Below are 13,222 nucleotides of genomic sequence, written 5' to 3'. Positions count from 1 at the left end.
CATGAAGGCTCTCTTAGTCTTTCCAACTACGTTTGAGGCTTGGGCTTTTTTCAAAAAGGCGGGCGAACGCCCCGCGCTTGGCAAAACTGCCAAAATATCCGTTGGCGGCGTGGAATTTTTCGGCATTGTTTCGGGAATTGGCTGCAAGGCGTCTCAAGACAGGGTGGAGAATTTTCAAAAAAAACATTCTTTTGACTTGGCTTTGCTTTGTGGATTTTGCGGCTCATGCTCTCCGTCCATAAAAGAGGGCGATTTCATTTTTGAAACGGCAAATATCGGGGTTGCAGAAATTTTGCGGTCTTTGGGGGCAGTCCGATGCAGGATTGCAAGCGTGGAGGCAGTCGCGGACTCGGAGAAGAAATCCAAGATGCGCGAAAGCGGATTTTCGGCAGTGGAGATGGAGGCGAGATTTTTCAAGCCATTGTTTTGCGAGGAAAAATTTGCGCATTTGCGCGCGGTAAGCGATGGAGTAGATTCAAAAATTCCTGCCGAGTTTTTTAATTCGCTCATGGATTTCGACACGGGGGCAAGCTCTTTTTCATTTGCGAAGTTTTTCGGGGTATTTTTGAAAAAGCCGACATTGCCGATCGACCTTGTGAAATTTGCCATATCGGCAAACCGCGCAAAGAAGATTTATGACGCAAAGCTTTTTGAAATCATAAAAAAAATATCCGATTTTTATTTGCAAAAACAAAATTAAAATAAGATTTTATAGGAAATGCTTAATTTTTCAAAATTTCTTGCAGTCGCGCTTTTGTCGGGCGCCGCAGCCGCGTTTGCGCAAATGCCCGCGCCGCAGGGAAATGACGTTCAGAAAAATCGGATTTTGTCTTCGGAGGCGGTGTTGGAGAATGCGCGAAGCGCGTTGGAGCTCGGCATGCCTGCCATTTCCGAAAACATGTCGGAAAAGCTCGTAAATTCGCTTCCCGAAGGCGGGCGCGACGAGGCTTGTTTCGTGTTGGCGGACTCTTTGATTGCGCAGGGCAAGTTTGAGAATGTGAGAAAAATTTTTCCGCTTTTTGGCAATCAGCACTCTCCCGAATTTTTAATCCGCAAGGCAATCGTCTCTTTGCAGCTTGGCGATGTTTACGGAGCGCATGAAATAGTTTCAAAACTTTCCGAGGACGCTCTTTCAGAAAAATCTCGCGCGTGGTTTTATGTCGCGAGAGGGTCTATTTTGTTTAACGAAGGCAATTTCCGCAGTGCGTCAGACGATTTTTCAGCGGCAAAAAAGCTGGCTAAATCCGAAGTTGTCAAGCGCGAGGCGGACGCCCTCATAAACTTGTGCAGGATGTCGGAGGACATGGGGGTAAAAGACTTGGAGACGCTCGCTTCGGAATTGTCTTTAAAGACCAGCCTTTTCATGGGAACGAATGCGGGCGTGCAGTTTGCCAAGCAGTACGCCCTTTTGCTTGGCAGGCTGAACCGCAGGCAGGACGCCTTGTCTGTCGTAGAAAATGCCTTGAATATCGCTCTCATGCCCGATATTGATAGAGACGAGTTGCAGTTGATTTCGTCTTCCATAGAGCCTTCGCAGGAAAGAAAGCGCGCTCTTTTAAGCACTCTTTTAAAGACCACGAAGTCTCCCGCGGTAACCGAACAGGCGATATATCTTTTGCGCGCGTCTTTCGGCGATGATTCGCAGTCTTATGCGGATATGCTAAACGATGTTTTAAAATCCGGTTCCCCTCTTATTTTGGACAGAATTTTGCTCGAGCTTTCCTACATTGCAATCGGCAGAAACGATTTTGAAAACGCCGCAAAGTTTGCAGACGCCCTATTGCGCGACTATCCCGCTTCCGCATTCAAAGTGAACGCCTTTGGCGCGCTTGCGTGGTCTGCTTTCGCTTCGGGGGAAAACAAGAAGCCCGAATACAGGCAGGCGGCGCGTTATCTGCTTGAAATGTCCGGACTTGAAAAAAATCCCAAGATGTCGGACTTCATACGCTTCATTGCCGCAGACTGCTATTTTTTGGAGGGCGACTTTGATACGGCGGGGGCGATGTACAAGGCTCTGATTGAATCGAACTTGTCTGAGCGGTGGAAAGGCGGGGCGTTTGCCCGCGCGGCGGAGTCGTTTTTGAATTTGGGCGATATTGAAAGCGCGGTTTTGCTCGCCGACTCCTCGTATTCGCGTTTGGCATTAAATCCCGACGACGTTTGGCGCACGGAATGGTCCATTTCTTCTATGTTCCGCAAAAACGGCAAGGCAAAAGAGGCGGGCAGGAGAGTTGAGCATCTTTTAAATACCGTCATAAACCGAGATGCCAACCAGGATTTGCGCGCAAAAATGCTTTGGCTTGAAGCGCGCCTTGCGGAAGAGTCGGGGGATTTTGGCAAGAGTTTGGATTTGTCGGAAAACATTTTGTCGATGTTGAAACTCGGAACATTGAAGCCTTCCGCCGAAACCGCAAACATGATAGCTTCCAACGCAATGCTTATAAAAGCCCGCTCTCTTGCCGCGCTTGGCAGGCTTGACGGCAATGGTGGAGCTTTTGACGCCTACGAAAAACTGCGCGGAGAATATCCCGATTCTGACGCGGCGCAGATTTCCTATTTGTATGAAGCCAGAAATTTTGCCCTGCGCGGTGCTTATGCACAGGCTCTGCAGCATTGCAAAACTCTTGCCGATACTTTCCCCGACGGGAAATATGCCGATGTCGCGCTCTATGACGCCGCGTCTTATTCGCGTCGCCTCGGACTTGAAAGCGACTACAAAGAAGCTTTGATTTTGCTTTCGCGCCTCGTTGAAAAATATCCGAAGTCTCCTAAAGTCTTTTACGCGAAAATCGCGCAGGCTGAAATTCTGAGGCTTATGAGCGACTTCGCAAACGCCGCGGCGATGTACCGAAACATAATTTCCGAATTTGAAAGCCATCCGCAAATAAAAATCGCAAACATGGGGCTTGGCGACTGCATGTTGGCGCAAACGGGGCACGAGTCGGACGCCGCGATGATGTTTGAGCGAATTTACTCGATGCCCGACATCCCTGCGGGTGCGAAAGCGGAAGCGGCTTTTAAATGGGGCTTTGCATTCGAGCGCATGGGCAGGTTTAGGGAAGCGGCTGAAATATGGTGGATTTCGGCGAACAAATTTTTAAGCGGAGGACAGAGCGGGCAAGGTTTGGGCGTAGAGTTTGGGCCCAATGAACGCTATTGGATTGCCCGCACTCTTTTGGAGCTTGCCAAGACATTCGAGAGGCTCGGCGAAAAATCTTCCGCAGTGTCGGCTTACGAGCTTATTGTAAGCCATAATCTGCCAGGCGTGCAAAACGCAAGGCAAAAACTTTTAAACATCAAAGACAAATAGAACATGGAAAAACTCCTCAATATCTTTTACGCGGGCGGGCCGATGATGGTTCCGATAGTGCTTTCGGCATTTGTCGTCGCGCTCCTTTTTTTAGAGAGATTTTTGTATTTGCACAAGGGGCAGATTAAGGCTGTTGATTTCGTTGATGGGCTTAAAAATTCGCTAAAAGACGGCAGGCTTACCGAGGCACTCACCATTTGCGAGGAAACTCCGTGCCCCGTTTCCCGCGTGGTAAAAGCGGCGCTATTAACTTGCGAAAGCGGCAGAACCGTGATTGTCGATTCCGTAAGGGCGGCGGCTCTCTTGGAGCTTCCGATGCTCCAACGCAGAATATCAAGTATTATGCTTATTGCAAAAATCGCGCCGCTCATGGGAATGATAGGCACTGTTCTTGCGCTCTTGCAGATTTTTAACAAAATATCCGAAACGGGGTCTTATTTTACCGTTGATATTTTTTCGGCGCAAATTTACAACGCGTTGGTTTCTACGGTGGCGGGGCTTTTGCTCTGCCTTACTGCCTGGGTTATGTACGCGCTTTTGCTTGGCAGGGTGAGGGCAATCGCCCACGACATCGACTGGGCGGCAAACGAAATGGTTTTGTTTATTGAAAAAGGCATGCCCGAAAACGAGGGTTTGCGGCTTTTGGAGAAGAGCGAAAATGGCGACGGAACCGATTGACATCCTTTCAAAAGTCCACAAAGACGGCTTTACTCTGAGCGTCTTTGCGATTTTTGACGTGCTTTTGATAGCGTTGATGTTCTTTACGCTGTCTTCAAAATACATATTGGCATCTGGAATTTCCGTGGACTTAAATTCTGAAATAAACTTGCCCGAAGTCCCTAAAAATTCAATGGTAGGGGCTTTTGCGGAAGATTCTATAAGCGTCCTTAACATACGCGGAAGCGGAATGATTTTCTTTGGCGGAAAAGTTTTCAATGAAGAGGCTTTCGCAAGGGAAATAAAAAACTACAAGCCGCGCGGGGAGATTTTGCTTATCAAGACCGACGCAGGTGTTTCAGGGCAGACTCTCTTAAACATATCGGTGCTTGCAAAGGAAGCGGGATTTAAATCAATACAAATTGCGGCGAAATCGAAGTGAAGAATTTTTTTGCATCTTGTTTTTCCGAAGAGCGGCTCAAAATCGCGGGCTGGCTTTTTTTGCCGTTTATTGTTCTTCTTTTGCTTTTTCCGAAAACAGACATTTCTTTGCCGAAACCCGAAAATAAAGTTTCGGCAATTTCCGTTTACGACGAAAATTCCGTGAGGGAAAATCTTTTTGAAATAACCCTGCTTGGCGATTCCTCACCGCTGTTCCTTCCCACAAGCTTGAATTTCGGAGTTCCGGAGTTCGATTTGCCGCAGTCGGGAAGCAAATTGGCAAACACAAAAAAAGAAAGCCCCATGGAGGCGATGAAAACTTTTGAAGTCTCCTTTTCACTTAGGGGCGGATACGAAATTCCGACAGGGTTTTTCTTGAAGAATTTGTCATTTTCAAACTTTATGAGGTCCGATTTAAAGCCTGTGGACACCGCGCGCAATCCGGGCGCGCTGATGACTATTGTTTCGGCAAATACAGGGGAAATCGTGTATTCTTCGCATATTGACATCGGGGTTGATTCAGACGGCGCGCTTTGGTCTCCCGTAAAGATGACTCTTGCTGTCGCGGAAGACGGCTCAGTAAGCCCCCCTCTCATAACTTCTGTTTCGGGTATTGAGGAATTGGATTTTGCCTTTGAAAATTATCTGAAAAACAATCTAAATAAAATCCTTTGGAAAAAAGACGAAAAAGGGGGCTTTTACGAGGTTATATTTTCCCCGTAAATACCGTCGTCATATTTGTAATTTGTAGCTTTTTACGGCGTTTAAGGACTTGTCGAGATCGTATATTATAGGCTCTCCCGTTGGGATTTCAAGGTTTGCTATCGCGTCGTCCGATATTCCTTCAAGATATTTTATCAGCCCGCGCAAACTGTTGCCGTGCGCGACAACAAGGGCGTTTCTGCCCGAAAGCAGGACGGGGGCAATGTTGTCCTGCCAATAGGGAATGACTCTGAAAATGGCATCTTTTAGCGATTCTCCGAGGGGAAGGGCGCGGGGGTCGATGTTTTTGTATTTTATGTCAAAACGCGGATTTCGCTTATCATCTTTGTTAAGTGCGGGCGGGCATACATCGTAGCTTCTTCTCCAGATTTTTACTTGTTTTGCGCCGTATTTTTCGGCAGTCTCGTCTTTGTTCAAGCCCTGCAATGCACCATAGTGGCGTTCGTTTAGCCTCCAGCTTCGATTTTCTTTTATCCAGCACGACGAGCAGGCTTCCTGTAAAATATGCAGGGTTTTTATTGCGCGCGAAAGTAGTGAAGTAAACGCGGCGTCAAAAACAATGCCTTCCTTTACCAGCGCCTTCCCCGCGCGCAGAGCTTCGTCTTCTCCGAGGGGAGTCAGGGGAACGTCAGTCCATCCCGTAAATCGGTTTTCCAAATTCCATTGGCTTTGCCCGTGCCTTATTAAGATTAATTTTGCCATAAATGCCTTTGGTTGTTTCAATAATAAAATTATCGGCAATATTTGTAAAAAATTTTAAAAAAAATACTTGCTTTTGAAACGGATATGGGTAAATTCAAAATCTTTCTTTTAAACGCTCAGGTGGTGAAATTGGTAGACACGTACGTTTGAGGGGCGTATGCCGAAAGGCTTACGGGTTCAAGTCCCGTCCTGAGCACCATTTTTAAGCCCGCAATTTTACAAAGATTGCGGGCTTTTTTGTTTGTGTTTACAAGGATTGTAGCCGATTTGACTGTTCGCATAGCGTCCATACGGCGTCCGCAAAATATACTTTTTTTTAGCAAAATCCCTAGCACAACACTGCATCTTCTATTATTAAAAATATTTTATTATCTCTTAGTAAAGTCGCGTTCGATACATTAAAAAAGTTAACGCGGGGTGCGTTAACTTTTTTTGATGCTTTTTGAAAACTTCAAAAGTTTGTGAAGCGAACAAAAATAGGGCATGGATAGAAAATCCTAAAAGGTCTTCAAACAATTACTATCTGCCGAAATTATTGAATTTAGTTTGCAATTTGTTTTTGCAGGTCGGCATTGTATCTGTCGCCCACGATTTCTATTTTTGAAATTTTTTCTTCAAATTCAGACCATTCTGCGTCTTCCCATTTGAAGTTTAAGGCGGCAAGGTTTTCTTTTAAATGCGCCTCAACGGTTGTCCCGGGGATTGGCACAATGTAGGGCCGTTTATGCAAGAGCCAAGCGAGGGCGACTTGGGCGGGGCTTGCGCCTTTGGGCGAGCCGAACTCTTTCATCACTTCTATTATCGCGTAGTTTTTTTCATCGCTTCTGGGGTGAATCTCGGCAGGGTGTGGCGGTTGTCGTTTGCTTCGTAAAATTTGGTGTTTTCGTCCATCGTTCCCGCCAGATAGCCTCTGTTTAAAGGGCTGTACGGCACAAAGCCAATGCCAAGCTCTTCAAGCGTCGGGAAAATATTTTTTTCGGGGCTTTGCCACATCAAGTGGCATTCGCTTTGGATTGCTGTAATTGGCTGGACTGCGTGGGCTCTTCTTATTATTTCAGGGCTTACTTCGCAAAGGGCAAAATGCCTTATTTTGCCTTATTTGATAAGCTCTTTTACTGTTCCTGCAACATCCTCAATCGGAATTTTCGGGTTAAATCTGTGCTGGTAAAAAATATCAATGACATCTCTTTTCAGGCGCTTTAAAGACTATTCGCAGGCCTTTCTTATTTGTTTATGGGAACTGTTCAGTTCCCCATAGTAATATTTGCCATCAATAATTTTATGCCCGAACTTTGTCGTTACATTTATGTTTTTGTATTCGCATAAACCTTTGTCGGCAAGAATTTCATTTATGTACGGCCCGTAAACTTCTGCGGTGTCAAAAAGATTTACGCCATAGTCAATGCACTTATGCAAAAGCCTTATCATTTCTTTTTCGTCTTTTGCCTTGCCGCGGTTGTAATTCATGCCCATGCAGCCGAATCCGAGCGGCGCAACCTTCATTGCCGCGACTCCGTTCCGAGCGTCCTGTATTCAGACGACTATTTTTCTTCCTTCAAATCTTTGGCGTCGGCTTTGCCGAAAAATGGCTTTGCAAAAGCAAGCGCGCTAAAAAGCCCTGTCGTTTTTTTTTAATCCCTGCGACCGGTTTTAATGTATTGAAAATCTTTTCTTTATTTAAAAACTAAAATTTTTTTCTGACAACTTTTCAGGATATGGCGTTTATTCTTTTTAGCCATTTTTCGGCTTCTTTTTCTGCTTCTTTTACCGAGCCGCCTCTTATCGGCAGGGCTTCGAGAATTTCTGAATTGGGGCACAGTTTTTTTATGTCGCTTAAAGAACGTCCCATGCGGCTTCCTTCGTGCGTTATAAATGGCGCAATCTTCTTGCCTGATAGATTGTTTTCGCAAATGAATGTGCGAATGGGAGACGACACCGTTCCCCACCAGTTCGGGGAGCCGATTAGTATCATGTCGTAGTCCGAAATATTTGGAATTTTTGTTTTGATTGGCGGAGTATAGCCTGTGTCTGTTTCCTTCTTTGCGATATCGACGGTTTGCCTGTAAGAATCAGGGTATGGCTTTTCAGGCAGGATTTCCAAGATGTCGGCATTTGAAAGCCTTTTTATAGTGTTTGCCAAAACGCGGGTGTTTCCGCTCCAGGAGTAATAGACTATCAGCATTTTTTGACCTTTCTTTTCGGGGGGTTGGGCGCAGAGTTCCCTCATTGCAAAGAGGGCGGCGGGAAGGGTTGCCATAAATTTTTTTCTGTTCATTTTTCCTGTTTGTTCTTTAAAATAGTTTTATTTGTATGACTTTTGGTAGATTGAAACGCAGTCTGAAATTGAGAGCGGAATTCTGTCGCATTCAAAGAGAAAGCCCATTGCATCTTTTGCGTTTTTTGCGAACTTTTCAAACTCTTCGGGAGTTATGCCGTAATCGGACATTTTAAGATTTTCGACGCCGCATTCCTTTTGGAGTTTTTTCAGCGCGCGGATGAAGTCCATCGGCTCGTTTGCGTTTTTCATTCCCATTAGTTTTGCCATTTTTATGAAGCGTTCGGGGCAGGCGGATTTTTCTATCATGAAAGTAAAATACGCCTCGCTTATCATAATCAACCCCGCGCCGTGCGGAAGCTCTTGGTGGTATGCGCTCATTGCGTGTTCAAGCGAGTGTTCGCTCGTGCAGTGCCCCGTTGACATCATCATTCCCGTTAGCGAATTTCCGAACGAGACGTGTTCGCGGGCTTCGAGGTCTTTGCCGTCTTTCACTGCGCGGGGCAAATAGTTTGCGACATTTTCAATGGCAGTTGATGCGTACATGTCGCTTATTGGGTTTGCTCCTGATGCTACATAGCCTTCGATGCTGTGAAAAAGCGCGTCAAAGCCCTGATATGCCGTGAATTTTGGCGGAACGGAAAGCGTGAGTTCGGGATCCACAATAGATAAGACGGGGAAAAGGGATTCGTGGAAAACCGCCGTTTTCTCGTTTGTTTCGGGATTTGTTATCACTCCTCCCGCGTCAAGTTCGGATCCTGTTCCAGCGGTTGTCGAAATAGCGACAAGCGGAAGGGCGGAATTTTTGAAGGGCTTTTTCTTCCCTGTCCCAAATAATATGTAGTCCCATAGGTCTCCTTCGTTTGTCGCCATTATCGAAATCGCCTTTGAGGCGTCCATAACACTGCCTCCGCCGAGAGCTATGACGAAATCGCATGCGTTTTTCCTTGCGGCTTTTGCTCCCTCCATAACGGTTGGCTTCAGCGGATTGGGTTCGATTTTATCAAAGAGGGCAAATTCGATGCCAATAGCTTTAAGCTGGTTCTCGAGGTGTTCAAGATAGCCGTTTGCGCGGGTAGATTTGCCTTTTGAAATAACAATCAGGGCTTTTTTCCCCGGGAGTTTTTCATTTGCGATTTTTCCGAAGCTGCCGCTTCCGAATACGAATTTTGATGGTATGTGGTTTATAAAACCTTTCATTTCTTTTCCTTTTGTTTTTTTGTTTTTGAAAATATAATATCGGGTATTTTTGACACAAGGCGCGTTAAAAGCGCAACGAGGGCGGCTATAACAAGGTTTTCAAAAAAGAAAAGGGTTGCGCATCCTTCATGGAAATCGAACGAATATCCGAGAAAGAGCTTGCCTGTCATGTTGCGCTCAATCCAAGCCCATATTCCAAAAGGCAGAATTAAGAGCAATGCAATGCGTGCAATTTTTTCCGATAAAAATGCGCATCGGGGCATTCTTGCCAAAATCATATCCCAATGCAGCCCGATATGCGCGGAAACGCCAATCAGAAACCAGTAGGCGGAAACGGAATGAATTTGCCGAAGCTCCATTCCGTTAAAATAGTTTCCAAATCCGAAGATGTGCGCGGAGGCAAGAATTCCTGTCGAAAGAATAGTTGCCGCCAAAATCACAAGCGAGAAGTTTACCGCGGTGTTTAGCAATCTTTTGAAGTTAAACCTGCCTTTTAAAACGCCCTTGTGCCAGCGCAAGTTTAAAATATTGTGAATCAAAAACAAAATTGCGGCGAAAATCCCCGTCCATTCGTGCGTCAATCCCCCTGTAATCCTGAACGCAAGGGCTGTCAGGAGAATTGGAAACATTGCAATATCTATACAGATGCGCATCGTAAAATGTTCGGATTATTTCAATGCTTTAAGAATTTAACTTTCGCATTCTATCATCAAAACGGTAAAGAGTAAATACACGCAACGACCTAAAATCTGCCTAATCCTGCCGATTTGTGCTTGACCGAATATTCTTGAACTGTAATTTTTTCGTAAAAATTGTTTTTTGCGGCTTATGGGTATATCTAAAATAAATGCGTGTTTAAAAAAGGCGGCTTTAAAACGCCTTGGTGTTCCGGGATATAAAACCACTGAAATCGCGGGATTTTACATGAACAGGGTTGACGATGCCTCGCGCCGCGAAAAATGCTTTTATTCCCCCAAAATTATTTTGATGGTGCAGGGTGCTAAGAGGGCGGTCGTAGGCGGAGAAGAAACCGTGTATCATGAAAACCAGTGTCTTGTTTCGGGCATAGAAGTTCCCGGGACGAGCTACGTTATGGAGGCAAGCCCGCAAAAGCCGCTCATAACGCTTTCGGTAGATTTGGATATCGGAGTGGTTTCGCAAATGATTGCTGAAATGCCTCTTGAAAAAATAAGCGGTTCGGGGCTTTGCAAGGGGCTTGCGGTGGCGGACGCCGACGAGGGAATGCTGGGCGCGTTTTTGAGGCTTGTGGAGCTTTTGGACAAAGATGGTGAAAGGGACGTTTTGGCTCCTATTGTAATTCGCGAAATTTATTCGCGCGTTCTGATAAGCCCAATGGGCAGGCATGTGCGCGAATTTTGCACGGTGGGAACCGAAAGTAACAGAATTTCCCGCGCGGTAAAATGGCTCAAAGAAAATTTCACAAAATCTTTCCAAGTAGAAGATTTGGCAAAGTATGTTAACATGGCGCCGACAACTTTCCACAGGCGGTTCAAAAAAATTACATCCACAAGCCCGATACAATATCAAAAAGCTCTGCGCCTTCACGAGGCAAAAAGGATTATGATAGCCGAAAGCGCGGGAATTGCCGAAGCCGCATATTCGGTCGGCTATGAAAGCCCGACCCAGTTCAGCAGGGAATATAAAAGGCTCTTCGGCGTCTCTCCAAAACAGGACATTTCAAAATAGGGCGCATCACGCCAGCTTTTTGGCAAGGGATATTGCGCTTGCCAAGCTTTTGCAGTCCGCCAGCCCTTTGCCCGCAATCCCGAAAGCCGTTCCGTGGTCGGGGCTTGTCCTGATAAATTTTAAGCCCATTGAAACGTTTACGGCGTTGTCGAAATCAACCGCCTTCAAGGGCGCAAGCCCCTGGTCGTGGTACATCGCAACCGCCGCGTCAAATTCACCTTTTAACATTCTGTTAAACACCGTGTCAGGGGGCAGGGCGGAGCTTAATCCCGAATATTTTTTTCGCAAAACATCGGCGAGCGGATTTATGACATCGCGCTCTTCGCTTCCCAGCATCCCGTCTTCGCCCGCGTGCGGATTTAATCCGCAAAGCGCAATGTTTGGGACGGCTTTTTCGCGTACTTTTTCGGCGAGAATTGCCGCGCATTCAACCGCGCGGGATATGTTTTCTTTTGAAATCGAACTCGGAACGTCTTTTAGAGGAATATGCCATGTCGCAAGAGCCACTATCATTTTTGAGCCTACAAAACTCATTACCGCGTTTCCACCCCATCTTTTTTGGAAAAATTCGGTCTGCCCTATGAAGTCAGGGCATACTTGCGCCATGCAAATTTTGCTTACGGGAGCCGTTGCAACCGAGGAATATCTGCCTTCAAGGCATCCTTTGGCGGCAAATTCCATGGCGTCCAACGCAAGCTGCGCGCCTTCTTTGCAGGGCTTGCCAAACTTAAAGTCGGCATTTGTCTTGATTTCAAATTTTCCGACACAGTCGGGCAGGGCGTCCAAAAATTTGGCATGCGCCAAGACTTCGACGCCTTTTGCATCTTCCGCATGGGTTTCCGCCCAAGACTTTATAATTTCAGGGCCTATTCCCGACGGGTCTCCTATTGTCAGGGCGATTTTTTTCATAAATCAGTCTTCGTTGCGCGAACGCGGGCGAACTATGCCTTTGCTGTTTTCATTTTCAAAAAAGAAACGCAGAAATGTTTTTCCCTCATTTGTCTTTGCAAGGCCCGAATCGAACGCCTCTTTTGCGTTTTTGCGGGGATTGCCGCCGCCATACACCAAGGCGTACAGCTTTTTTAACTCCGCTATGGCCTCTCTTGCGACTTTTCTTCGCATAAGCCCCACGAGATTGAACCCCGCAATGTTGTTGCGCGAAAGCGAGTTTACGAAAGGCGGGACATCCAAACTAAGCGCGGAATTTCCGCTTAGCATCACGCCTTCGCCAACCCTTATTTTCTGGTGAAGCATTACGCCGCCCGAAATGAAAGTGTCATTGCCTACTTCCACAAAACCGCCTGCCGCTGAAAAAGGAGCCATAATTACCCTGTCGCCGAAAACGCAGTCATGGCCTATGTGGGCATTCGCCATGATGAGGCAGTTTTTGCCGATTTTGGTTGAGGCGTTTTCTTTTGTTGCGCGGTGGATTGTCGCTCCTTCCCTTACAACCGAGCCGTCAGCAATTTCAACATAAGAAATTGTGGATTTATCGAAATGCAAATCCTGCGGAAGCCCCGCTATCGTTGTAAAAGAAGAAATCGTGCAGTTTGCGCCAATCTTTGCGCCCGAACATAAACGGGCATGAGGCTCTATGACAGACCCTGCGCCGACTTCCGCGCCGTTTTCAATAATCGCATACGCGCCGACTTCCGCCGTCGGATCGATTTTTGCGTTTTCGCCAATAATAGCAGTGGGATGAATGCTTGCCATATTTTAAATCTGTTTGAATATACAATACTCCCTTTGCCACAAATATAAAGCAAAAACTTTTGCGCGCCAAAAAACCGATTTTCCTCACAAAAAAGCCCGCCGAAATCGGCAGGCTCAAATTTTTATAAGGCGAACAAATCTTTACTTTAACTTGTGCCAAACATGAAGCGTAGTTTTAGTACATTCGCTTGCTATAGGAGTATTTTTTGAATAGATCAGAATCGAACAGTTCGAGCACTGGTAAGGCGTTTGCCCCGCCTCGCCCGCGCAAAACCACTGGTGAATGCGCGATTTTGAATTCGGGCAGCCGCCGACTTTCGGCTGCGATTTTGCGCAGACAATCGTGCCGCAAGACTTGCAAATGTAGTTTTTTTGCGCCGCCTTCAAAAACGCATGGCGATGCCTCCGCGCCCCAAGACGTACACGAGGAGCAAGTCCATATCACAAAGCACAACGCCCCGTAAATCAACCCCGCAACAGTGCTCATAAGTTTT

At 46.4% G+C, this 13,222-nt stretch carries 14 protein-coding genes, 1 tRNA gene and 1 pseudogene; 7 read left to right on the top strand and 9 right to left on the bottom strand.

Annotated features, from left to right (window positions below; translation table 11 throughout):
• Position 1 precedes the first annotated feature (1 nt).
• Genes MOX91_RS07990 through MOX91_RS07970 form a run of 5 tightly spaced genes read left to right on the top strand, consistent with a single transcriptional unit; the run spans position 2 to position 5,131 of the window.
• Positions 2–700, top strand: a complete 699-nt coding sequence (locus MOX91_RS07990) for a nucleoside phosphorylase-I family protein (protein ID WP_370397559.1) — start codon at positions 2–4, stop codon at positions 698–700.
• A gap of 18 nt (positions 701–718) precedes the next feature.
• Positions 719–3,310, top strand: a complete 2,592-nt coding sequence (locus tag MOX91_RS07985) for a tol-pal system YbgF family protein (protein WP_370397558.1) — start codon at positions 719–721, stop codon at positions 3,308–3,310.
• Between the two features lie 3 nt (positions 3,311–3,313).
• Positions 3,314–3,988 carry a MotA/TolQ/ExbB proton channel family protein gene (locus MOX91_RS07980; protein ID WP_370397557.1) on the top strand — a complete coding sequence of 225 codons (675 nt, stop codon included), beginning with the start codon at positions 3,314–3,316 and terminating at the stop codon, positions 3,986–3,988.
• Positions 3,969–4,409, top strand: a complete 441-nt coding sequence (locus MOX91_RS07975; RefSeq protein WP_370397556.1) for an ExbD/TolR family protein — start codon at positions 3,969–3,971, stop codon at positions 4,407–4,409. The genes MOX91_RS07980 and MOX91_RS07975 overlap by 20 nt, the downstream gene beginning before the upstream one ends.
• Positions 4,406–5,131 (top strand): hypothetical protein, encoded by a 726-nt coding sequence (locus MOX91_RS07970; protein WP_370397555.1) that lies wholly within the window; start codon positions 4,406–4,408, stop codon positions 5,129–5,131. Before MOX91_RS07975 ends, MOX91_RS07970 begins: the two co-directional genes overlap by 4 nt.
• 9 nt (positions 5,132–5,140) lie before the next feature.
• Here MOX91_RS07970 and gpmA read toward each other — a convergent pair whose 3' ends face one another.
• Positions 5,141–5,833 carry a 2,3-diphosphoglycerate-dependent phosphoglycerate mutase gene (gene gpmA, locus MOX91_RS07965; RefSeq protein WP_370397554.1) on the bottom strand — a complete coding sequence of 231 codons (693 nt, stop codon included), beginning with the start codon at positions 5,831–5,833 and terminating at the stop codon, positions 5,141–5,143.
• A 114-nt stretch (positions 5,834–5,947) separates the two neighbouring features.
• On the opposite strand from gpmA, the gene MOX91_RS07960 reads away from it, so the two are divergent.
• A tRNA-Leu gene (locus MOX91_RS07960) sits at positions 5,948–6,032 on the top strand.
• A 342-nt stretch (positions 6,033–6,374) separates the two neighbouring features.
• Here the strand turns inward: MOX91_RS07960 and MOX91_RS07955 are convergent.
• The 5 genes and pseudogenes from MOX91_RS07955 to MOX91_RS07935 all read right to left on the bottom strand — a co-directional run bounded on the left by MOX91_RS07955 (position 6,375) and on the right by MOX91_RS07935 (position 9,961).
• Positions 6,375–6,632 (bottom strand): aldo/keto reductase, encoded by a 258-nt coding sequence (locus tag MOX91_RS07955; protein ID WP_511021739.1) that lies wholly within the window; start codon positions 6,630–6,632, stop codon positions 6,375–6,377.
• Positions 6,632–7,300, bottom strand: a pseudogene (locus tag MOX91_RS07950) (aldo/keto reductase). Before MOX91_RS07950 ends, MOX91_RS07955 begins: the two are co-directional and overlap by 1 nt.
• Positions 7,301–7,541: 241 nt before the next feature.
• A complete protein-coding gene (locus MOX91_RS07945) occupies positions 7,542–8,108 on the bottom strand; it encodes a flavodoxin (RefSeq protein ID WP_370397553.1) in 567 nt (188 codons plus the stop codon).
• A gap of 27 nt (positions 8,109–8,135) precedes the next feature.
• Positions 8,136–9,308 (bottom strand): iron-containing alcohol dehydrogenase, encoded by a 1,173-nt coding sequence (locus MOX91_RS07940; protein WP_370397552.1) that lies wholly within the window; start codon positions 9,306–9,308, stop codon positions 8,136–8,138.
• Positions 9,305–9,961 carry a DUF4405 domain-containing protein gene (locus tag MOX91_RS07935; protein ID WP_370397551.1) on the bottom strand — a complete coding sequence of 219 codons (657 nt, stop codon included), beginning with the start codon at positions 9,959–9,961 and terminating at the stop codon, positions 9,305–9,307. The genes MOX91_RS07940 and MOX91_RS07935 overlap by 4 nt, the downstream gene beginning before the upstream one ends.
• Positions 9,962–10,136: 175 nt before the next feature.
• On the opposite strand from MOX91_RS07935, the gene MOX91_RS07930 reads away from it, so the two are divergent.
• Complete coding sequence (locus tag MOX91_RS07930; RefSeq protein WP_370397550.1) at positions 10,137–11,015, top strand: AraC family transcriptional regulator; 879 nt, start codon at positions 10,137–10,139, stop codon at positions 11,013–11,015.
• A gap of 6 nt (positions 11,016–11,021) precedes the next feature.
• Here MOX91_RS07930 and MOX91_RS07925 read toward each other — a convergent pair whose 3' ends face one another.
• From MOX91_RS07925 to MOX91_RS07915, 3 genes are all read right to left on the bottom strand, one after another.
• Entirely contained in the window at positions 11,022–11,924 is a 903-nt protein-coding gene (locus tag MOX91_RS07925; protein WP_370397549.1) for a PdxA family dehydrogenase, read from the bottom strand.
• 3 nt (positions 11,925–11,927) lie between these two features.
• A complete protein-coding gene (lpxA, locus tag MOX91_RS07920; protein ID WP_370397548.1) occupies positions 11,928–12,728 on the bottom strand; it encodes an acyl-ACP--UDP-N-acetylglucosamine O-acyltransferase in 801 nt (266 codons plus the stop codon).
• A 141-nt stretch (positions 12,729–12,869) separates the two neighbouring features.
• The gene (locus tag MOX91_RS07915; RefSeq protein WP_370397547.1) at positions 12,870–13,115 is read right to left on the bottom strand and encodes a hypothetical protein; all 246 of its coding nucleotides are present in this window, start codon (positions 13,113–13,115) and stop codon (positions 12,870–12,872) included.
• Between the last annotated feature and the right edge of the window lie 107 nt (positions 13,116–13,222).

It is taken from the genome of Intestinicryptomonas porci (assembly GCF_033971905.1).
GTDB lineage: Bacteria > Verrucomicrobiota > Verrucomicrobiia > Opitutales > Intestinicryptomonadaceae > Intestinicryptomonas > Intestinicryptomonas porci.
This window is presented reverse-complemented; position numbering and strand designations above follow the sequence as displayed.

Excerpts from the sequence above, each read along its gene's own strand:
- MOX91_RS07990 (WP_370397559.1), top strand. The coding sequence starts at position 2 with ATGAAGGCTCTCTTAGTCTTTCCAACTACGTTTGAGGCTTGGGCTTTT.
- MOX91_RS07985 (WP_370397558.1), top strand. The coding sequence starts at position 719 with ATGCTTAATTTTTCAAAATTTCTTGCAGTCGCGCTTTTGTCGGGCGCC.
- MOX91_RS07980 (WP_370397557.1), top strand. The coding sequence starts at position 3,314 with ATGGAAAAACTCCTCAATATCTTTTACGCGGGCGGGCCGATGATGGTT.
- MOX91_RS07975 (WP_370397556.1), top strand. The coding sequence starts at position 3,969 with ATGGCGACGGAACCGATTGACATCCTTTCAAAAGTCCACAAAGACGGC.
- gpmA (WP_370397554.1), bottom strand. The coding sequence starts at position 5,833 with ATGGCAAAATTAATCTTAATAAGGCACGGGCAAAGCCAATGGAATTTG.
- MOX91_RS07945 (WP_370397553.1), bottom strand. The coding sequence starts at position 8,108 with ATGAACAGAAAAAAATTTATGGCAACCCTTCCCGCCGCCCTCTTTGCA.
- MOX91_RS07940 (WP_370397552.1), bottom strand. The coding sequence starts at position 9,308 with ATGAAAGGTTTTATAAACCACATACCATCAAAATTCGTATTCGGAAGC.
- MOX91_RS07935 (WP_370397551.1), bottom strand. The coding sequence starts at position 9,961 with ATGCGCATCTGTATAGATATTGCAATGTTTCCAATTCTCCTGACAGCC.
- MOX91_RS07930 (WP_370397550.1), top strand. The coding sequence starts at position 10,137 with ATGGGTATATCTAAAATAAATGCGTGTTTAAAAAAGGCGGCTTTAAAA.
- MOX91_RS07925 (WP_370397549.1), bottom strand. The coding sequence starts at position 11,924 with ATGAAAAAAATCGCCCTGACAATAGGAGACCCGTCGGGAATAGGCCCT.
- lpxA (WP_370397548.1), bottom strand. The coding sequence starts at position 12,728 with ATGGCAAGCATTCATCCCACTGCTATTATTGGCGAAAACGCAAAAATC.